The sequence below is a fragment of the Arcicella rigui genome (genome assembly GCF_034929435.1).
GTDB classification, from domain to species: Bacteria; Bacteroidota; Bacteroidia; order Cytophagales; family Spirosomataceae; genus Arcicella; species Arcicella rigui.
The window spans coordinates 238,684-258,100 of sequence record NZ_JAYFUM010000008.1 but is presented as its reverse complement, the minus strand read 5'-3'; the positions used below and the strand labels follow the sequence as shown (position 1 = coordinate 258,100).

20 protein-coding genes are annotated in these 19,417 nt (G+C 35.3%); 15 read left to right on the top strand and 5 right to left on the bottom strand.

Annotation, left to right across the window (positions count from 1 at the left end):
- The first annotated feature begins 1 nt into the window (after position 1).
- The 3 genes from VB248_RS08690 (at position 2) to VB248_RS08680 (ending at position 1,561) form a co-directional block, all read left to right on the top strand.
- Positions 2-244 carry a CBU_0592 family membrane protein gene (locus tag VB248_RS08690; protein WP_323296367.1) on the top strand — a complete coding sequence of 81 codons (243 nt, stop codon included), beginning with the start codon at positions 2-4 and terminating at the stop codon, positions 242-244.
- Positions 241-900 (top strand): cyclase family protein, encoded by a 660-nt coding sequence (locus VB248_RS08685; RefSeq protein ID WP_323296366.1) that lies wholly within the window; start codon positions 241-243, stop codon positions 898-900. Before VB248_RS08690 ends, VB248_RS08685 begins: the two co-directional genes overlap by 4 nt.
- A 94-nt stretch (positions 901-994) precedes the next feature.
- Positions 995-1,561 (top strand): DNA-3-methyladenine glycosylase, encoded by a 567-nt coding sequence (locus VB248_RS08680; RefSeq protein ID WP_323296365.1) that lies wholly within the window; start codon positions 995-997, stop codon positions 1,559-1,561.
- Between the two features lie 188 nt (positions 1,562-1,749).
- Here VB248_RS08680 and VB248_RS08675 read toward each other — a convergent pair whose 3' ends face one another.
- Entirely contained in the window at positions 1,750-2,757 is a 1,008-nt protein-coding gene (locus tag VB248_RS08675; RefSeq protein WP_323296364.1) for a zinc dependent phospholipase C family protein, read from the bottom strand.
- Between the two features lie 142 nt (positions 2,758-2,899).
- Here VB248_RS08675 and rpsT point away from each other — a divergent pair, with 142 nt between their 5' ends.
- Both rpsT and radC read left to right on the top strand, forming a co-directional pair.
- Positions 2,900-3,154, top strand: a complete 255-nt coding sequence (gene rpsT / locus VB248_RS08670) for a 30S ribosomal protein S20 (RefSeq protein WP_323296363.1) — start codon at positions 2,900-2,902, stop codon at positions 3,152-3,154.
- 184 nt (positions 3,155-3,338) lie between these two features.
- The gene (gene radC / locus VB248_RS08665) at positions 3,339-4,040 is read left to right on the top strand and encodes a RadC family protein (protein ID WP_323296362.1); all 702 of its coding nucleotides are present in this window, start codon (positions 3,339-3,341) and stop codon (positions 4,038-4,040) included.
- A gap of 7 nt (positions 4,041-4,047) precedes the next feature.
- Here the strand turns inward: radC and VB248_RS08660 are convergent, their stop codons facing one another.
- Positions 4,048-5,604, bottom strand: coding sequence for a DUF5723 family protein (locus tag VB248_RS08660; protein WP_323296361.1), 1,557 nt, complete (start codon positions 5,602-5,604; stop codon positions 4,048-4,050).
- Positions 5,605-5,948: 344 nt separating this feature from the next.
- Here VB248_RS08660 and pfkA point away from each other — a divergent pair, with 344 nt between their 5' ends.
- From pfkA to VB248_RS08630, 6 genes are all read left to right on the top strand, one after another.
- Positions 5,949-6,923 (top strand): 6-phosphofructokinase, encoded by a 975-nt coding sequence (gene pfkA, locus VB248_RS08655; protein WP_323296360.1) that lies wholly within the window; start codon positions 5,949-5,951, stop codon positions 6,921-6,923.
- Between the two features lie 121 nt (positions 6,924-7,044).
- Positions 7,045-7,401 (top strand): bleomycin resistance protein, encoded by a 357-nt coding sequence (locus tag VB248_RS08650; RefSeq protein ID WP_323296359.1) that lies wholly within the window; start codon positions 7,045-7,047, stop codon positions 7,399-7,401.
- A gap of 68 nt (positions 7,402-7,469) precedes the next feature.
- Positions 7,470-8,249 carry a sulfite exporter TauE/SafE family protein gene (locus VB248_RS08645; RefSeq protein WP_323296358.1) on the top strand — a complete coding sequence of 260 codons (780 nt, stop codon included), beginning with the start codon at positions 7,470-7,472 and terminating at the stop codon, positions 8,247-8,249.
- Between the two features lie 206 nt (positions 8,250-8,455).
- Positions 8,456-8,878, top strand: coding sequence for a hypothetical protein (locus tag VB248_RS08640; RefSeq protein ID WP_323296357.1), 423 nt, complete (start codon positions 8,456-8,458; stop codon positions 8,876-8,878).
- Between the two features lie 78 nt (positions 8,879-8,956).
- Entirely contained in the window at positions 8,957-9,379 is a 423-nt protein-coding gene (locus tag VB248_RS08635) for a hypothetical protein (RefSeq protein WP_323296356.1), read from the top strand.
- 227 nt (positions 9,380-9,606) lie between these two features.
- Positions 9,607-10,059, top strand: coding sequence for a DUF2059 domain-containing protein (locus tag VB248_RS08630; protein WP_323296355.1), 453 nt, complete (start codon positions 9,607-9,609; stop codon positions 10,057-10,059).
- Between the two features lie 158 nt (positions 10,060-10,217).
- Here the strand turns inward: VB248_RS08630 and VB248_RS08625 are convergent, their stop codons facing one another.
- Both VB248_RS08625 and VB248_RS08620 read right to left on the bottom strand, forming a co-directional pair.
- Positions 10,218-11,735 carry a DUF7133 domain-containing protein gene (locus tag VB248_RS08625; RefSeq protein WP_323296354.1) on the bottom strand — a complete coding sequence of 506 codons (1,518 nt, stop codon included), beginning with the start codon at positions 11,733-11,735 and terminating at the stop codon, positions 10,218-10,220.
- Entirely contained in the window at positions 11,732-12,817 is a 1,086-nt protein-coding gene (locus VB248_RS08620; protein WP_323296353.1) for a plastocyanin/azurin family copper-binding protein, read from the bottom strand. Before VB248_RS08620 ends, VB248_RS08625 begins: the two co-directional genes overlap by 4 nt.
- A 342-nt stretch (positions 12,818-13,159) precedes the next feature.
- Between VB248_RS08620 and VB248_RS08615 the strand changes: the two genes are divergently transcribed.
- From VB248_RS08615 to VB248_RS08600, 4 genes are all read left to right on the top strand, one after another.
- A complete protein-coding gene (locus VB248_RS08615) occupies positions 13,160-14,191 on the top strand; it encodes a DUF3500 domain-containing protein (protein WP_323296352.1) in 1,032 nt (343 codons plus the stop codon).
- A 172-nt stretch (positions 14,192-14,363) separates the two neighbouring features.
- Complete coding sequence (locus VB248_RS08610) at positions 14,364-14,603, top strand: 4a-hydroxytetrahydrobiopterin dehydratase (protein ID WP_323296394.1); 240 nt, start codon at positions 14,364-14,366, stop codon at positions 14,601-14,603.
- Positions 14,604-14,730: 127 nt separating this feature from the next.
- The gene (rsmI, locus tag VB248_RS08605; protein WP_323296351.1) at positions 14,731-15,405 is read left to right on the top strand and encodes a 16S rRNA (cytidine(1402)-2'-O)-methyltransferase; all 675 of its coding nucleotides are present in this window, start codon (positions 14,731-14,733) and stop codon (positions 15,403-15,405) included.
- 39 nt (positions 15,406-15,444) lie between these two features.
- Positions 15,445-16,719, top strand: coding sequence for a lipoprotein N-acyltransferase Lnb domain-containing protein (locus tag VB248_RS08600; protein WP_323296350.1), 1,275 nt, complete (start codon positions 15,445-15,447; stop codon positions 16,717-16,719).
- A gap of 189 nt (positions 16,720-16,908) precedes the next feature.
- Here VB248_RS08600 and VB248_RS08595 read toward each other — a convergent pair whose 3' ends face one another.
- Entirely contained in the window at positions 16,909-18,729 is a 1,821-nt protein-coding gene (locus tag VB248_RS08595) for a DEAD/DEAH box helicase (RefSeq protein ID WP_323296349.1), read from the bottom strand.
- Positions 18,730-19,417: the final 688 nt, after the last annotated feature.

Here is a 19,417-nt window from a genome sequence, read left to right as displayed (position 1 = left end):
AATGTATTTAATATTTGTAGAAATTATCGGTTGGATTGGCTCAGTCTTAATCGTTGGAGCTTTCGCTCTAAATGCTCTAAATAAAATATCGTCAACTTCGGCATTTTACCGATGGGCAAATTTTGTAGGAGGAATCTGTTTTATCATCAATACTTATGAGCATAAAGCCTATCCATCGGTATTCGTGAATGTCGTTTGGGTAATTATTGCGGTCATTGCCATTTCTAAAGCTAAAAAAGAATGAAATTTATAGATTTAAGCCATATCATCGAAGAAGGCGTAGTTACTTATAAAGGACTTCCTGCCCCTGTAATTTGTGATTTTTGGACTCGTGAAGAATCTAAACAATGGTACGAAGAAGGTACTTCGTTTCAGATGGGAAAAATTGAAATGGTATCGAATACAGGTACTTATTTAGATACACCTTTTCATCGCTACGAAGATGGAAAAGATTTGTCTGAAATTCTGATTGAACAAACGGCTCAATTGGATGCAATTTTAGTAAGTATTTCTTACAAAGAACAATTAAGTATCGACAAAAGCTATTTTGAAGGTTTGGATTTAAAAGGAAAAGCACTTTTAGTACATACAAGTTGGGATGAAAATTGGAAAACAGACGCTTATTATTCTGGAAATCCATTTTTAACGGCAGATGCGGCTGAGTACTTAGTCGCCCAAGGTGTAAAATTAGTAGGCATTGATTCCCATAATATTGATGATGTTTCAGGAAAATCTCGACCAGTTCACACCATTTTATTGAAAAATGAAATCCTAATTGTAGAACATTTATGCAATTTAGGAGCAATTCCTGCAAATACTCCTTTCAAATTCTCAGCCACGCCACCCAAAGTAAAAGGGATGGGAACATTCCCCGTTCGAGCTTATGCAGTGATTGAATAGAACTAAACAATAAGTTCTACTTTTGTGTTTATGATGAATAATTTGTCTAAAACTAAAGCTTTCAATTACCATTTACTCATCATTCCCTAATTAAATGAATACTTTACTGACTGCTGATACAATTTCTGTGGCTAAAAATTTACTTGGTTATCGTTTAGTCCACGAAAGCGATGAAGGAATTACAGCAGGTATTATTGTTGAAACAGAAGCCTATTTGCAAGGCGACCCCGCTTGTCATGCTTATAGAAAAAAGAGTGTCAGAAACGCTCCAATGTTTGGCAAAGCAGGAACAATTTATGTGTATCAAATTTATGGAATGCACTTTTGTATCAATATTGCAACCAACCAAGAAGACATTGGCGAAGCCGTGCTAATTCGTGCCTTAGAACCCACCGAAGGAATTGACCTAATGGCACAAAGACGAAAAACGGATTCTATTAAAAATCTTTGTTCTGGCCCGGGAAAGTTGGTACAAGCAATGGGCATTCACAAAGGCATGAATCACTGGCATATTTTAAATTCTGACTTAACAATATATCCACCATTGAGTGATTATCAATATTCCGAAATATTCACCACTACCAGAATCGGTATTACACAAGGCGTAGATTTGCCTTATCGCTTTTATTTAAAGGATAATCCATTTATTAGTCGAAAATAGGAAGTTAGTTTGATGGTAAATTTTATAAAATACACAGAGGAACACAGTGAATAAGTAGAGTTTCACAGAGACACATTGTATTAATATTCTGTGAAACTCAGTAAAACTCCGCTAAACTCTGTGGCTGAAAATTATCTAATAATCAGTTTCAAGATAAATCCCAAATCTGAAATCCGACATCCAAAATCCTATTCTTCTCTTACTTTAAACAATTTTTGTAACCAAGATTTTTGTTCTTTTGCTTCGGCTTCTTTTTCCTGTTTACTGGGTTGATAAAGTAAGTTACCTAAATCTGGCTGTCCGGCATCAATCCAAGCAGTGTACCAAAAATCACCAATCATTTTAATTGACCTTCTCATTTGTCTTTCTACTTGATGATTCAGGGCATCGTGATACTGCTTAGAAAATTCTTGAGAATAGGTTTTAATGGTTACTCCGTTGCGTTCCTCGATACTGTATTTTTTACTTGCTTTGGTTGAAATACTCAGTTTTTGTTCAAAAGTAAAAACCGAATCTAAACAAGTATTGGCATTTCTAACTGCCTCCCAAATTCTTTTGCTGACATACTTTTCATAAGTGGCTGTGCCAACAAAGAAATCGTATTCGTCGGAATAAAGCTCTGGCAAACGGGATTCCCAAAAGCCATGAATCCCTACTTGGTTCGTTTTTTGTCCGTTATAATTAGAAGAAGTATGTAAAGGCACATTGGCATCGGCAATATAATGCCCAATTTCTGCAGAGAGTTTTAAAATTCTGGCGGTATTTTTTTCTTGAAAAGCTTTTGTGAGTTGAAATTTCATCAATTGAATATGCCACGGAACAATGCCGTGTTTCATCAAACTATCTTCTGAAAATTGGGCAACAGCATCATTCCAGAAGTGCGGGAGTTTATAAGTAGCACTGTCGCCATAAGCATCTAAGTCAATATAATGCCGAGGGGCTTCCTCTTTTACGGCATAGCGTCGGCGGTCGGGAGCAACGGAATTTTCTACTAAATAATAAAGGTTAGCTTTGTAGAAAACAATCATTTCGGGCGGTAAAGTAAAAATTGCCAAGCGATTGATGCGTTGATGGGCAAAAAATCCCCATTTGTTTTGCGTTTTGGTAGGAAAAATTGAAATAGGTCTTTTTTCAGCAAAACCTTCTGAAAAAACCATTAAACAAACTAAAATAGGAAAGAAATAGTACTTTTTCATTAGAATAAATTTAAGATAAGGATAGGAATAATATCAAATTTGAAAGAATTTGTAAATATGTACTTGTATTGTCTTAAAAAAAATGTACCTTTGCACCTCAATAATAGAAAATCAGGAAACCAATATTATTCGGGAAATAAACATGGCAAATCACAAATCATCATTAAAGAGAATCAGAGCTAACGAAGCAAAAAGATTACGTAATCGTTATCAGCACAAAACTACCCGTACAATGGTAAAGAAGTTGCGTTTGACACACGATAAGGTAGTTGCTACTGATCTCTATAAAAAAGTTTCTTCTGCTCTTGACAAATTAGCTAAGAAGAACATTATTCACAAAAACAAAGCTTCTAACTTGAAATCAAAGTTAGCGAAGTTAGTGAATAAATTAGCTTAATATAGCTTTGAGATATTCATAAAAAAAGACCTTTCTGAAAAGTTAGGTCTTTTTTTATGCCCAAAATTTTGAGAGAAACAATTTTACACTTAAATTAGACTTAATGAATTGTGATTGAGCAATTTAGTAAACAGTTTAAAACCTTTAAATTTCAATTTTCATAGACTACAAATCCATAACACCTATGAAATCCTACGAAAATACACATCTCAATATCAAATCTTGGGCAGAGGAAGACAGACCTCGTGAAAAACTTTTACTCAAAGGAAAAGCCTCATTATCCGATGCGGAATTATTAGGAATTCTGATTGCTACGGGCATTCAGAATATGACTGCCGTGGACATCGCCAAAGTAATTCTTCAAAGTGTTCAGAATGATTTGAATCAATTGGCACGTTTGTCGGTAAAAGATTTGGCGAAATTTAAAGGCATTGGCGAAGCAAAAGCCATTACGATTGTAAGTGCCTTAGAATTGGGACGAAGAAAGAAAGCAACAGAATCTGCCGAGAAGCCCAGAATAAAGTCGTCAAGCGACGCTTATGAAGTTTTAAGACCTTATCTATCTGATTTATCCCATGAAGAATTCTGGATAATTTTATTAAATCGAGCCAACGAAGTAATTAAATGCGAGAAAATTAGTAGCGGAGGTGTTTCGGGAACAGTAGCCGACCCTAAAATTATTTTCAAATATGCTTTAGAAAATTTAGCAAGTGCTATAATTCTTTCGCATAATCATCCTTCTGGAAATCTCAGTCCAAGCCAAGCCGATAGAGATTTAACGAAAAAATTAAAAGCCGCAGGGAATAACTTAGATATTCCTGTACTCGACCATTTAATTTTTACAGATAAAACATACTTTAGCTTCGTAGACGAAGGAATCCTTTAAAAATCAATTATTTCCAAAACATCAATCTTTCCTTTAAGCTTTTACGTTCTCCTTTTTCATAAAAACAAGCGTTCAAAGAGTAAGGAGGTTTTTGGAAAATAGGAATTGTAGCTCCAAAATATAAATCTAAACCTCGACTTTTACCGATATTTAATAAACCAGCGAGGTTATCAGAACCAATAAAAACAGGGCCAACTCTTCCAGATAAACCAAAAGTAAACACGCTATAATTTCTTACCAAAGCCAAAGGAAGGGCTACTTCAAACCACTTTGTCTCCCACCGTGGCGTTACAGCTATCAATGAAGGCATTTTCATTCCAATTGAATATTCTGAAGTAAGCGATTGAGTCCAAGTAGCGTTGATGTAAATATTTTTTTTGTAGAGATAGTCCAGATTTACATTTAATGAGCTTGGTAAACTTGACCTAAATGAGTTCAAAGCCTGAGCATCTCTGATGGTCAAAGTATTATTAATTCTTCTAAATGAATCATCAATATTCTCAGTATCTCTAAAATCAGCAGAGCCAATAAGTTTGTTATTAGTTCTACTAATCCAGCTTTTTACGAAATCTGGGTTGGCATATTTCAAACTTCCGATGTCTAACAAAGCTATACTTAAACGATATTGATACTTGTTTTTAGTTGGGTCGAGTTTCACAACACCTTCGTCACGATAGCTAATTCTCCGAGTATCAGGTCTAAATTCATACACAAAGCCAATATCGAAGCCCCAACCATTTCCAGCCGCTAAATCACCTAAAACCCATCCCGGTGAGGGAGCAATATTTTTAAATGAAGCATCTTTAGTATAGCCTATGTCGGCAGTAAGATTATCTATTCTCAATATTTTTTCGTTGACAAGGGTAGGAGTAGGGTCATCTACGATTTCGTACTTCATTTCATCAATTAAAGCATGAGCTGAGTACAAGCCAATCAATCTTTTGGCAGTAATCCCCATTTTGATAAAATCTTCATCACCATCAAGCAATACTTGCCCAAAAGTGAAGCCAAACTCAGCATAACTATTGATATTGAAGGCTGCATTGTTTACAGTTTCTACTTTATTCAATACTTCGTCGTTTTTGATACCTAATCTGATAAAATTAGCAAAGCCCGCATCAATATTGGTGAGGTTAATACCCGTCCTCATTCTGGTCAATAAAGCAATGGATTGTTTGTCGTTCAAATCAAACTGAATAGAAGGACCTCTGAAATCATCAATGGCATGGAGTTTTTTAACAGTATTGTCTGTATCAGCAATTAAGTATTCATCTTTGAAAAGGATTTTGTTGTCGGCAGAACGGTACTGTCTTCCAACAGAATTGGTTAAATATCCCAACATCGAGAACGGAGCATTCCATTGCACATAGTTATTATGTACAAAGATGTCGTTACTCCCTAAATTAATAAAGATGCGATAGCGAGAATCGGCTACATTGGCAGGGTTGAGATAAACAGCATTTGTACCCGCATAATTACTACTTGAAATGCCTAACCATTGTTGAGCAACTCCATGAAAAGGGATAAAAAAGTATAAAAGCAGCACAAACAATAAACGCAGCATAAATAAAAATTGATAACTTTGCCTTGTCGGAAAAGTATAAAATGGAAATAAAATAATTTTGCAAATATACTTCAATTACAAATTAGTTATAGATGATATGACTTTTTGCATTCAAAATATTTTAAAACGCACAAAAATACCAAACAATTCAATTTAATATTGAAATGTTTATATAATATAGGTGTTTTAGTTTATTAAAATGTAATTTTTTCAAAAAATATTAGAAACATCACTTATAAACGATAAATTTGTGTTGTTGTGAGTATAGAAAGAATACAATTTCTTTTAAGCACAAATAGAAAAACTACTATTAACCAAGTTACTAAAATACAATCTTTACCATCATGAAAAGAATTGCGGTATTTACTTCAGGAGGAGATGCACCAGGTATGAACGCTTCAATTAGAGCGGTTGTTAGAGGAGGGCTACATCATGGAGTCGAAATTTTTGGAATAATTCGGGGATACAACGGTATGATTAAGGGCGATATTATCCCGCTTAATTCACAATCTGTAAGTAATATTATTCAACGTGGTGGTACTATTTTGAAATCTGCGAGAAGTAAAGAATTTATGACTCCAGAAGGAAGAAAAAAGGCTTATGAACAGTTGAAATCGCACGGAATAGAAGGTTTGGTAGCCATCGGAGGAAACGGAACTTTTACAGGTGCTGAGATTTTTTATAATGAATTTCAGATTCCAACCGTTGGTGTTCCGGGTACAATTGATAACGACCTTTATGGCACTGACTTCACAGTTGGATACGATACAGCCGTTAACACAGCTTTGGATGCAATTGATAAAATTAGAGATACAGCGGATTCACACGATAGAGTATTTTTTATTGAAGTGATGGGTCGTGACTCAGGCTATATTGCTATTCAATCAGGTATTTCAGGTGGAGCAGAATCAATTTTGATTCCAGAAGAAAGACAAACCGTAGATGATGTAGTAGGTACATTGAAAGCAGGTTTCAATAAGAAAAAGACTTCATCAATTGTTATTGTAGCTGAAGGAGACGAAGAAGGAAACGCAGCCGTAATAGCTGACCAAATTAAAAAGACAATAGATGTTCCTGTTGACATTCGAGTAACAAACCTTGGTCATATTCAAAGAGGAGGTAGCCCAAGTGCAGCGGATAGAATTTTAGCAAGTCGTTTAGGTTTAGGAGCATTAGAAGGTTTATTAGCAGGACATAAAAATGAAATGGCAGGTATTGTAAACGATCAATTACTTTACACACCATTCCATGATACAATTACTAAAAAGAAATTAATCAATTCTGATTTGATTAGACTTGCTGGGATTTTGAGTAAGTAAGATTTACGTTCTTTTATAAAAAAGGCTGGAAATTTTTCCAGCCTTTTTTATGTTTTATTGAATTAAGTTTAAGAGATTCACAATTAAATAAATTACAAAAAAACATTTAACTATAAGAACTATGCTAACGGCTATTAATCCTAAATTACCCATGCGAAACAAAGCTATCACAAAGGATTTTTATGTAAATCAATTGGGTTTTCAGCTTTTCGGTTCGGCTGATTTTGATGCTTATCTGATGCTTCAAAAAGACGGTATTCAACTCCATTTTTTTGAATTTAAAAACCTTGAGCCAACTGAAAATTATGGGCAAGTATATATCAGAACGGATAATATTGAAGAACTGTACCAATCAATGATTGATAATCAGGTTGTTATTCACCCAGCGGGGTCACTTCAAACTAAACCTTGGGGGCAAAAAGAGTTTTCTATTCTGGACCCTGACTATAATTTATTGACTTTCGGTCAAAGTATTTAATTGAAATTTTGTCTTAGCTATTAAATATAATTCTTACTCTCCAATAAAATTAACAATACATTCCACTAATGCCCATTCACGATATTACGCTTCAAACCCTTTTGATTCTTTCTTGTTTTGCTTTTTTTGCGGGCTTTATTGATGCGATTGTGGGTGGCGGTGGCTTGATTCAGCTACCTGCTTTGTTGATTTTTCTTCCTCAGTATGCCATTCCTACCATTATTGGTACGCATAAATTAGCGTCGGTTTCGGGTACTTTGGTGGCGGCTTCGCAGTATATGCGGAAAGTGAAAATTGATTGGAAATTTATCGTGCCTGCTATACTTGCCACGGGTTTGTTTGCTTTGATGGGAGCAAGATTGGTAACGTCTTTGGATAAAAATATCCTAAAACCTATCATTTTACTTTTACTTGTGTTGGTACTCATTTATACTTTTCTGAAAAAAGATTTAGGCACAGACCATACGCCTAAGTATTTCGGGAAACAGTTCTTGATTGGGGGCTTACTGACAGGGGCTATTTTAGGTTTTTATGATGGCTTTTTTGGCCCTGGAATGGGTAGTTTTTTGATTTTTACCTTTGTTTCTATTTTTGGTTTAGACTTCCTGCACGCTTCGGCTTATGCCAAAATCTTGAATTGTGCTTCTAATATTCCTGCCATCATCTTTTTTATGTCTTCGGGTGATGTCCTTTTTGAAGTAGCCATTCCTTTAGGGATTGCCAATATTATTGGTTCTGTTGTAGGTACACGACTGGCATTGTTCAAAGGAAGTGCTTTTGTAAGAGTATTTTTTCTGTTAGTAGTTTCTGCCATTATCATTCGCTTTGCTTATGATATTTGGCGGTAAGACTATACAGATAAGTGGATAGTATGGAAGCTCAAACCTTTAGTTTAGATACTCATGATACAATTGATTGCATATTTTTAGAATTTGTTTAAGGAAACACCATGTTTTTACCAAATACTTTGCCGTTGTCAGTGTCTTCACTGACAACATCTTTTGCTCGCATGTCTTGTTGGTGAAAAACACCAACAAAGGCGAAAAATACTTAAATGAAAACTAACATCATCATATTTTTACTGGTATCTATAAATTCAATTACTTTATTCTCACAAGCAATTGAAATGAATAATCCATTTAGTTTTTCGATAAAAAACAGTTCTATCGTAATTCCTGATTCTGTTTGTAAAGAAATTAAATATGGTAAAATCTATGTCCATTTAATAATAAATAAGGAAGGAAAATTGATTGAATCTACTATTTTAAGACTTGATTTGAAGTCCTTGACTGAAAATATTCAATTCTTTAATGAAAGTATTTTGACCGATAGTTCTAAAAATATTCCCTTAAAAATTGCCAAATACTTACCTTTTGTTAGAAATAAAATTAAATACATTCGAATACACAAAAATAAGTATTCTCAAATCCATGAAAAGAATTATGCCGTAATCCCTTTTTCTTTAGTGAACAAATGAGCTATTTGTATTTTGTTAGCATAGCCAACTACATACCTAAATAATTGCAATTAGAATACTAACATTAGCAATACTTTGATGAAGCAGACAACAAAAAGCAAGCTGTACATTACCCCTTGGATTTTATCGTTAGGATTCAACTTTTTATCGGTAGAAAATCAATCCATTGGAGTCTGGGAAAAATGGATTATAATGATTTGCTGGTTAGTAATTATATCACTAAATATAAAGCGGATCAATGAACATTATAAAGGCTTAACATTAATTGATGATGTTCTAATTGTTCGTGATACTTTTACCAAAGAAAAGCAATACAATTTAAAAACTGTTTTGAGTTGGACTGAAAATCACTATCAATGTATGGGCTTCAACACTGGGAGTGAAATAATCTTAAGAACAAGTAGTGGAATAAAAATTAACCTTTGGGTTAAAAAATCAGAAGGTTTCGAGAAACTTTCTGACTATTTGAATGAAAATTTATCGGATAAATATGAAAACTAAGCCTTGTTTGCATAAGGTATTTATAACTTTTTGCCGTTGTCAGTGTCTTCACTGACAACCTCCTTTGCTGTCGCACGTTTTGTTGGTGAAAAACACCAACAAAGGCGAAGTTTTGCTTATAATAGTTGGAGAAGTTTAAAGGTATTGATAAAAAAAGTGCTATTTCTTTTAATTTCTTATAAATCTTTATCATATTGTATTCCAACACATTTTAAACATACAGCAACATGAAAGCAATCACCTTTATTATTTTATTACTTATTTCCTCCACAAGTTTTGCACAAACAGATAGTGCAAAAGTAAAAGATATTAAAAAACTTCTTGAGGTAAGTGGAACGGTTAAGATGGTCAAAACAATGATGACACAGTACATTGGTATGATGAAAACCAACCCAGCTTATAAAGATGTACCAGATAGCTATTTTGATAAAGTACTTGCCATTATTGATTATGACGAGTTTGTGGCATTGTATGTACCTGTTTATGATAAACATTTTACCCACAGTGAGATAAAAGAAATCATAGCTTATCAACAAAGTCCAGTAGGAAAAAAAGTAGTTGAAAAACAGCCACTGATTATGACTGAATCAATGCAGATAGGGCAAGCATTTGGCGAAAAATTAGGCATGAAAGTATATCAAATATTGCAAGACGAAAAAGCAAAAGAAAAAAATAAGTAAGATATAGTTTATCAATTCTCTTTTATTGCCGTTGCCAGTGTCTCCACTGGCAATTTCTTTATCTTCATTGTAGAAATAACACTTTGCCGCTGTCAGTACCTCCACTGCTAATTTCTATTTTCGAGGCTAATCTCCCGACCAGCCTCGGATTCGATAACCTACCTCAACTGATTCAAAGTATAGCAAATCAAATTATTGAAAAGGTATTTGCCATCTGCACTTTCTATATCGCCTGTTTTTAGTTCATACACATAACCTGCTTTTAATTCTGCTAAGGTCAATGAAACGGTTTTGCCATCGGCTGAAAGTTTGATGGATTCTACTGGAACGTCTTTTACATCAAATTGCTTTGAACCATAAGCTTGATGATACTCATAATAAAAACGACGGAATTTATAATTGAGTAAATCTTGTGCTTTGGCTGGGTCGAGTGGCAAAGAGAAGGTTAAATCAAAACCTGTTTTGGTAAGTTTCATCGCCATAATATCCAAATGCTTTTTGCCTTTCCAAGTAATGCGTTGAATACCTCTTGCTCCAACCCAACCGTGGTCGTTTTGTCCAACCCACAAACTTCCGTCTGGAGCAAAAGCCAAGCGATTATTCCCAATTCGCATTTTTGAACCAAAATTCAAAGGAATACAAGCTCCTTGCATTGCTCCGCCTACTTCTTCCATCAATAGGCGAATAACGTATTTATGATCCATGTCGCCAATCAACATTTGTCCGCCAAACATTCCAAATTTTCCTCCTGTATTTTCTAAAACAGGTTGTGTGGGCGAATTAGCAAAATATCCATGCGGAAACTGAATGGATTCTTTGGTTCGCATACTGTCTAAGTGGGCAACAGGTAATTTAATCGGAACTACTCTTGGAAAATCTTCTTTCCAAATCAAACCAGCAGGATGTCCGTAAAATTTCCCTTCTTCTACATGATACAATTTACTTGTGCCTAACCAATCGCCCTGATTATCGGAAACGAATAATCGTCCTTGTGCATCAAAGCCCAAACCATTTGGCGAGCGAAAACCTACGGCAAAAGGTTTTAAAATACCATCTTTGCCTAATTTCATAATCCAACCACGATAAGGCACGCAAGAGTACATTCGTCCCGGACGAGAAAGTGAATCATATTTTCCCCGAATTTCATTTCTGATTCCTGCACCGTTCGAGGCTAAATTCAAAGCAATAAAAAGGTTTCCTTGTTTATCGGCAATTGGCCCAAAAGCAAATTCATGGTAATTGCCCGACATTCCGAAATCGTCTGTTACGGTTTGGTAAACATCGGCTACGCCATCGCCATCGGTATCTTTTACACGAGTAAGTTCTGGGCGTTGCATAATTAAAATTTCATGATTGTTAATCACCATCATGCCCAAAGGTTCGTGCAAACCTTCGGCAAACATTTTCCATTGTTTGGTTTTCTGGTTATACATCATTACTTCTCCACGGTGAAAACAGGCTACAAAACGCCCGTCTGGCATAAAGCCAATTGCACCTGTTTCGGCAACTAAACCGTCGGATAAAGTAATGTTTTCTACTTCATAATAATTTGCCGCAGAATCTTTTGGCGTAATGGTTTGTGCTTTTAGGCTTGCATTAAATAACAACAAAGCCAACAAACAGCCTAAGAGTATTTTAAAAGTTCTTTTGTTGTGAAGCATATTGTGATTTTTCATCTTTTCATGGAAATACTAAGACGTTGAACATTGGCAGGAATACTGAGTACGCCATTGTTGAATTTGCTTAATTTGCTTTGATACACAATACCATCGTCGGTATTGACTAAAAAGTAAAGCTTTTGCTTATTGTTCTTAAAGGTAAAATCTCTAATTAATGTCGTTCCGTTGGCACTTAAACGAATCGTTTCGGTCACTTCTACTTTATCTAATAAGTACTTGAAAGTGGGTAATCTTTTTTTGAGTTGATAACCTTTAAAATCAACGGTTGGAATGTTTTTTACATTCGCAATTCTGAAAGGAAAACCAGTTTTATCTCGCCAATATACTTCACCAATTACTTTCGTTAATTTACTTCCGTTGCCTTTCCATTGTTCTGAATTATCGACAAATCCACCCGACCAAGCGTATCTTAAATAACATTTGCCTGCATCAAAACAGTATGCTTCGGTTTCTGTTAAGCCAACAGCAATGGCAGCAGGGCCACAGTCTGGCATAAATGTACGATAGAGTAGGGGGTATTTTACAGGAAAAGGATGCGGCGAAGGTGGCGTTTCCACAGCATGATGCCCTGCATGATTCATGACCACTGCGGCGGTTTTTTGTCGCTGTGCTTCGGGTACGTTGATGTCTTTTTCTAAAGGCGGCAAAGCTTTGTTGGTGGCATAAATTGCTCCATACATCACAAAACCATGTCCAGGATAAGTACAGACATAAGGATAAATGCCTTCTTTTTCTAAAGTGAACGTAATGGTATCTATTCTTCCCGGTTCAAGGATTTTGGTATTGGCAATAATCAATGGAGAGTTGGGTACATAATCCATCGTTGCCCCTTTGTCGCCCAATTTCATGGCTTCTTCTACTACTTTTAGTCGGGCATTGGGTTTGGTGACAACCATATTATGAGCCATATCGTCGTGATTATCCAAAATAATCGTCAGACGAGTATTGGGTTGAACCGCGAAACGAGGCAAATCAAATTGTAATCCACCTAAAATTTTAACAGTAATGGTTGTATCTTTTTGTGAAAAGCTTTTCAGGCTCATCAACAAAAGGGTACATATCACACTTAAACGTATCATTTTTATCTCTTTTAGCATTGCTGAAGCAAGGGAAATTATAAATTTTGGTTTGTAAATTAAGCATGATAGCTGAATTTATACTTATGTATTATAGGTTTTCAGCTTTTTCGGTAACGTTTTACTACTTATAAAGAGTACTCTTTGTAAAATCTAATGGTTTAAACGATTTTAAATCGTCTGTGTTTTCGTAAATCTGTGGGTAGCTGTCCTTATCTTAGTCAAAAACAACTATCATTAGGGGAAATTGCTAACTCAAATTGTTACAAATTTGTGACTCGTTAGGCTTTAGGAATTAATTATCCAAAGCCTAACATGAATCGCCAAATTTTAAAACAATTAAACATGAAAAAATCACTACTCTTTTTTGCTTTTATTTGCTGTATATTTCATTCCGCTTTTTCGCAAAAGAACTCTTCACAATCTTCTTTAGATGCTACAAAAGCATTTTTAGCCACTTTAAATCCCGAACAATTAGCCACAGTTTCATATCCTTATGATTCGGAAGAACGAAGCAATTGGTATTACATTCCTAAAGAACGAAATGGTTTGTGGCTCAAGTCTATGAACGAAATACAAAGAAAAGCAGCTATTGAAATCTTGAAGAGTACTTTGAGCGAACAAGGAAAAGACAAAGCAATAGCCATTATGCAATTAGAAATTATCTTGAAAGAAATAGAAAACGTAATTCCTGAAAGCGATAGAAGAAATCCTTTAAAATATTACTTTACAGTTTTCGGCACGCCAAGTGCAACAAGTACTTGGGGCTGGCGAATTGAAGGACATCATTTATCGCTCAATTTTACTTCACAAAACAATAAAGTGATTTCTGGAACGCCCCTTTTTATGGGAACAAATCCTGCGATTGTACCAAGTGGGAATCAAAAAGGCTATCAGATTTTAAAAGATGAAACTAACTTGGGCTTTGAGCTTTTAGCTTCTCTTTCAGAAGGACAAAAGAAAAAAGCTATTTTCTCGGAAGACCCATTTTTTGATATACTTTCCGCTAATTGTCCCAAACCTCAACCTGTGGTGTATAAAGGAATTGGCTTTGACGAGCTAAATGATGATCAACAAAAGAAGTTGATGAAAATTGTGGCTTTGTATGTAAAGAATTATCCTTTGGGTTTTGCAGATGAATTTATGCGGAAAATTGAAAAAGCAGGCTTGAATAAATTACGTTTTGCGTGGTCTGGCGAACAGAAAAATACTGGAAAAGGTAACTATTATTGTATTCAAAATGATGTACTTTTAATTGAATACGACAATACACAGAACAACGCCAACCATGTACATTCGGTAGTGAGAGATTTAACAAATGATTTTGGAGAAGATTTTCTTAGAAAGCATTATCAAAAAGAACATTCCAAAAATTGAAATAATAAAATTCTTAGTATTGAAAAGGGTAGTCTTGAACAGATTACCTTTTTTTGTGTTTGAATTGTAGTTCAAGCATAGTGCCAAGACCAGAATATCATCAAAATATTCCTACCTTTGGCATGAAATGAATTGAATTATCCGAAAAACATAGCCAAAAGCTGTAAATACAATTTTTATGTGGATAGAAGAAGACAATAAACTAAAAAGAAGCTTCACTTTTAAGGATTTTTCAGAAGCCTTTGCTTTTATGACTCGTGTGGCAATTTTGGCAGAAAAGCACAATCATCATCCGTATTGGTCGAACGTTTACAACAAAGTAAGTATTGAACTCAATACGCACGATGCAGGAAATATCGTAACCGAAAAGGATTTTTCATTAGCAAAAGACATAGATTTATTATTAGACTAAGCCCAAATGTTACCAGAAAATTATTGACGAATATAATTTAATCAACGGTTTTGTTTGTCTTAAATAGTTGATAATAAAAAAGTTAAAAATACTAATCACCAATTACTATTTACAATCATTACTTATTATGAAATTGTACCTTGTTCCCACGCCCATCGGCAATCTGGACGATATTACTTACAGAGCCGTAAAAGTGTTACAATCTGTTGATGCAGTATTGGCGGAGGATACTCGTAATTCGGGCGTTTTGCTCAAACATTTGAATATTTCTAAGCCACTGTACGCTCATCACGCCCACAACGAGCATCATGGTACAAACGGAATCATTAAATTATTGAAAGAAGGCAAAACCTTGGCTTTGGTTTCAGACGCTGGTACTCCTGCTATTTCAGATCCCGGTTTTTTATTGGTTCGTGAATGTTTAAAACAAGGTATAGAGGTTGAGTGTTTACCTGGTGCAACGGCTTTTGTACCTGCCTTGGTGAATTCGGGTTTACCCGCAGACCGTTTTACTTTCGAGGGTTTTTTACCACATAAAAAAGGAAGACAAACACGTCTGAAAAATTTGGTAGAAGAAGAAAGAACCATGATTTTTTATGAATCACCACATCGTTTATTAAAAACCTTAGAACAGTTAGCAGAATACTTGGGCGGCGAACGACAAGGCTGTGTTTCCAGAGAACTGACGAAGGTTTTTGAAGAAAATATTCGAGGTACTCTCACTGAAATCCTAACACATTATCAAGCTAATCCAACAACAATTAAAGGTGAAATTGTTATCGTTGTTGCAGGAAAAGCATAAAATTTATTATTTTAGGATGTTAATTCCAAACCAAACTAAATGATGAAAAACCTCTCTCTTTGTAAAACTTTCTTTGTCACCCTCCTTATGTGCTGTTTTTTACAGAAGTCGCTACTGGCACAGCAACTTTCAGCGGGCTGTAAAGTAAGTTTGATTACTGTTGAACCTGGCAATGAACTAAATGATGCTTTTGGGCATACGCTATTGTGGATTTACGACCCAATGACTCAAGTGGATAAAGCATATAACTTTGGCGTATATGATTTTGAGACAGAGAACTTTTATTGGAAATTCGTCAGAGGACAATTGCCTTATAAAATGTCTTATGCTCCGATTCAGCTCTATCAGCAGTATTATCGAGAGAATCATCGGAAAATGACCGAGCAAGTACTGGATTTATCAATAGCCCAAAAACAGAAGGTTTATGATGAATTAGAAAGAACCTATAACGACCCTTCAAAAAGAGTTTATATGTATAAATTCTTTTACGATAACTGTGCTACTCGAATTCGTGATGCAATCATGGTAGCTTGTACTGATAGCCTTCATCTTCAGAATATCGTTGAAATGAATGACAGTACTTATCGCCAATGGATGAATAAATGTTTAATTCGCAAGCATCATTATTGGTCGGCATTAGGAATGAATATCGCTTTAGGTGCTCCGGCAGACGAAAGAATTTTGCAACTTAAATCATGCTATTTGCCCGAAAACTTACAAAGAAGTATGCGTTCGGCAAAAAGAATGACCCGTCACGTTTTACGTTTCTTGGTTCGTTCAGAAAGTACAATGTATGAAACTACTTCAATTGACGACGAACCACTTTTTGTCTTTACGCCACGATTTTGGCTCTTGTTAGCTTTCTTTTATACCATTTATGTTACTTATAATCACTGGAAAAAGCGACAAAAAGGTTACTCTTACGACCGAATACTTTTTGCCATTGTTGGTGTAGTAGGTTGGGTATTATTGTTTTTATGGTTCGGAACAGACCACGGAGTAACCAACAATAACAGAAATTTACTTTGGGCTATGCCTTTGCATCTACCTTTGATATTGATGATGAAAGAGAAAAACGGTAGTTATTGGTATGGATATTACTTTATTTTTGTAGGTTTATTACTGGCTATGGGCTTGTTTTATGCAGTACAGTATTCAGTAGATATTACCATTATCGTGTTAATGCTTATCACAAGAGCATTTTATCATGCAGGATTTGAAAGAGAACATAGAATGACACAAACTAAATTCCGTAAAATCATTAAAGGAAGACGTTTGGAAGTGATTCATAAAGAACACGTTGATTTTGAATAAGTCAACAAATCATCGAAAATACAGATTACCTCGATTGATTTAATTTGTATTAAACTTAAAGTACTTCTTCAATAAAACGGCTGTTCACCAGAAGTGAACAGCCGTTTTATTTTCTTACAATTATCTTTCAAATAAAAAAGCAGTAATAACATTCGTTACTACTGCTTTTGCTTATGATATTGAAAATGCTTAGTTGCTTGGTTTAGCGATTTCAACATTTACTCTTTTTCCTTTGATAGAAGCACCTTCCATACGGTTTAACACTGTACTTGCATACTCTTTCGGCACATCAACAAATGAATATTTATCAAAAATGTTGATTTGTCCTAAAGTATTACCCGGAATACCCGACTCACCAGCGAAAGCACCAACGATATTAGCAGGAGAGATTTTCTCATCGAAACCGATGTTTACGAACATTCTCACCATGTTAGCATCCTGACGGTATGGTTTACCGGCTTTGTCTGTACGTGGGCCACGGTCTTCATAAGAACGTTGACGGTCATTTGAGCGACCACCCGAACGGTCATCACGTGAATTACCACGGTCAAAACGTCCACCTTCTCTGTTTCCAAAACGATTTCCAGCTTCACGACCTCCGTCACGTCCGCCACGACCACCATCTCTTCCGAAACGGTCGCTACCACGTTCGTTTCTACGTTGGTTACGTTCAGCTTCTCCGTCTAAGTTTTCGTCAGCGAATTCGTTTTTCGCAACACCCATATTCATTTTTACTAAAGCGGCAACGATTTGCTCAGTAGTAAAACCTGAATGTTGTAAAGAACCGAATACATCACCGAACAATTCTAAATCTCCTTCTTGGATAGTGTTTTGAAGACGTTCGATAAACATTCCTTTTTTCACACCCACTACATCAGAGAATGTAGGAATTACACCTTTGTCAATTTTCACTTTGGTATAATTCATAATATCACGCAAACGGTTACGTTCAGCACCTACTACTAAAGTAAAGGCTTTACCTGATTTACCTGCACGACCAGTACGACCGATACGGTGTACATAATATTCTTCGTCTAATGGAATATCGTAGTTAAATACTGCATCTACATCGCTAACGTCGATACCACGAGCGGCAACGTCAGTAGCCACTAAGATAGTTACCAAACCAGAACGGAATTTAGCCATTACGTTTGTACGTTGAGCTTGGCGTAAATCACCGTGTAAACCTTCAGCAGCATAACCACGCAATACTAATTCTTCTACTACTTCGTCAACTTTTTTCTTCTGATTACAGAATACCAAAGCCAATTTCACAGCGTGTAAATCCATCAAACGAGTCATTACTTCTAATTTCGCTTTTCCTTTTACATCGAAGTATAATTGTTCGATGTTAGCATTAGTAATTTCGTTTTTCACTACTTTCACTAATTTAGGATTATTCTGATAACGAGTTGTCAAGGCCATAATAGGCTTAGACATGGTAGCAGAGAAGAAAACTGTTTGACGGTCTTCGTTAGTTTCTTGTAAAATACTTTCAATGTCTTCACGGAATCCCATGTCAAGCATTTCATCTGCTTCGTCAAGGACAGCCATTTTCACATTTTCAAGTTTCAATGCACGTCTTTCAATAAGGTCAATAATACGTCCAGGAGTACCTACAACGATATTTGCACCAGCTTTTAAAGACTTAATCTGACGTTCGATAGAATCACCACCGAATACCGTAGTTACCCAAACGCCTTTTTTGTATTTTGATAATTTTTTGATTTCTTCTGTTACTTGTACTGCCAATTCACGAGTTGGGCAAAGTACCAAACCTTGTACGTATTTCTCAAACGCCACCACTTTGTCAATCATCGGAATACCAAACGCTGCAGTTTTACCTGTACCAGTTTGTGCTTGTCCGATTACGTCACGTCCTTCTAATAAATAAGGAATTGCTTCTGATTGGATTGGTGAAGCAGTTTCGAACCCCATGTCCTTTACTGCATTTTTGATGTCTTCCGACACGGAAAGCTCATCGAATCTTAATCTTGTGATTTCACTCATGATTTTTCTAAAACGATTTCAAAGACGCAAACAAAGCAAGAGAAACTGTTTGAAGTGTACAATTTCTGCGGATGTTTTTTCAATGATTTCGTTGCCTTTTTTTTGTATAACCTGCCAAACGACATGAAGATATTATGAGGGCATCGACCTGATGCTCCACTCGTTTCTGAGGCTAATTTGTAATTGATTTGATAATTTGCTTTAATGATGCCCTAACATCCGTTAAAGCTCTGGGAGACCGACTTAAAGCTGTAAAAAGCTTCTGAGAAGAATTGCTTCGTATCCAACGAAGCTACACAGAGACGTGCGGATGTTTTTGTATTAATTTTTCACAAAGGTACGTCAATCTTTTTTAAACGCAAGTGTTTTTTGCATTTTTTTTAGAAATCTTCTAAAATACTTTTGATGATATTTTTTCATTTTTATTACAATCTATATTTTCTCTCTATTTAAAGCTACAATTTACTTGTTTTCAAACCTCAAGCTGAATACCCAAAAATTATCCAAAATGAATTATTATTCTGGATTTTTAACTTCTATTACTATTGTATAAGTGACTAAAATCGTAGATTGCGAAAATACTCAGACAATAGATGTTAGTAAAAAACATAAAACCCAATAGATTTGTGGAAATTTTGTAGAAACTTTAACCAATAAAATTTTCTTTGCTACGTTAAGCTTGTAAATA

Coding starts and splice junctions, on each gene's coding strand:
- VB248_RS08685 (WP_323296366.1), top strand. CDS start 241: ATGAAATTTATAGATTTAAGCCATATCATCGAAGAAGGCGTAGTTACT.
- VB248_RS08645 (WP_323296358.1), top strand. CDS start 7,470: ATGCCCATTCACGATATTACGCTTCAAACCCTTTTGATTCTTTCTTGT.
- VB248_RS08620 (WP_323296353.1), bottom strand. CDS start 12,817: ATGATACGTTTAAGTGTGATATGTACCCTTTTGTTGATGAGCCTGAAA.
- radC (WP_323296362.1), top strand. CDS start 3,339: ATGAAATCCTACGAAAATACACATCTCAATATCAAATCTTGGGCAGAG.
- rpsT (WP_323296363.1), top strand. CDS start 2,900: ATGGCAAATCACAAATCATCATTAAAGAGAATCAGAGCTAACGAAGCA.
- VB248_RS08640 (WP_323296357.1), top strand. CDS start 8,456: ATGAAAACTAACATCATCATATTTTTACTGGTATCTATAAATTCAATT.
- VB248_RS08595 (WP_323296349.1), bottom strand. CDS start 18,729: ATGAGTGAAATCACAAGATTAAGATTCGATGAGCTTTCCGTGTCGGAA.
- pfkA (WP_323296360.1), top strand. CDS start 5,949: ATGAAAAGAATTGCGGTATTTACTTCAGGAGGAGATGCACCAGGTATG.
- VB248_RS08680 (WP_323296365.1), top strand. CDS start 995: ATGAATACTTTACTGACTGCTGATACAATTTCTGTGGCTAAAAATTTA.
- VB248_RS08690 (WP_323296367.1), top strand. CDS start 2: ATGTATTTAATATTTGTAGAAATTATCGGTTGGATTGGCTCAGTCTTA.
- VB248_RS08615 (WP_323296352.1), top strand. CDS start 13,160: ATGAAAAAATCACTACTCTTTTTTGCTTTTATTTGCTGTATATTTCAT.
- VB248_RS08625 (WP_323296354.1), bottom strand. CDS start 11,735: ATGAAAAATCACAATATGCTTCACAACAAAAGAACTTTTAAAATACTC.
- VB248_RS08660 (WP_323296361.1), bottom strand. CDS start 5,604: ATGCTGCGTTTATTGTTTGTGCTGCTTTTATACTTTTTTATCCCTTTT.
- VB248_RS08675 (WP_323296364.1), bottom strand. CDS start 2,757: ATGAAAAAGTACTATTTCTTTCCTATTTTAGTTTGTTTAATGGTTTTT.
- VB248_RS08650 (WP_323296359.1), top strand. CDS start 7,045: ATGCTAACGGCTATTAATCCTAAATTACCCATGCGAAACAAAGCTATC.
- VB248_RS08630 (WP_323296355.1), top strand. CDS start 9,607: ATGAAAGCAATCACCTTTATTATTTTATTACTTATTTCCTCCACAAGT.
- VB248_RS08635 (WP_323296356.1), top strand. CDS start 8,957: ATGAAGCAGACAACAAAAAGCAAGCTGTACATTACCCCTTGGATTTTA.
- VB248_RS08600 (WP_323296350.1), top strand. CDS start 15,445: ATGATGAAAAACCTCTCTCTTTGTAAAACTTTCTTTGTCACCCTCCTT.
- rsmI (WP_323296351.1), top strand. CDS start 14,731: ATGAAATTGTACCTTGTTCCCACGCCCATCGGCAATCTGGACGATATT.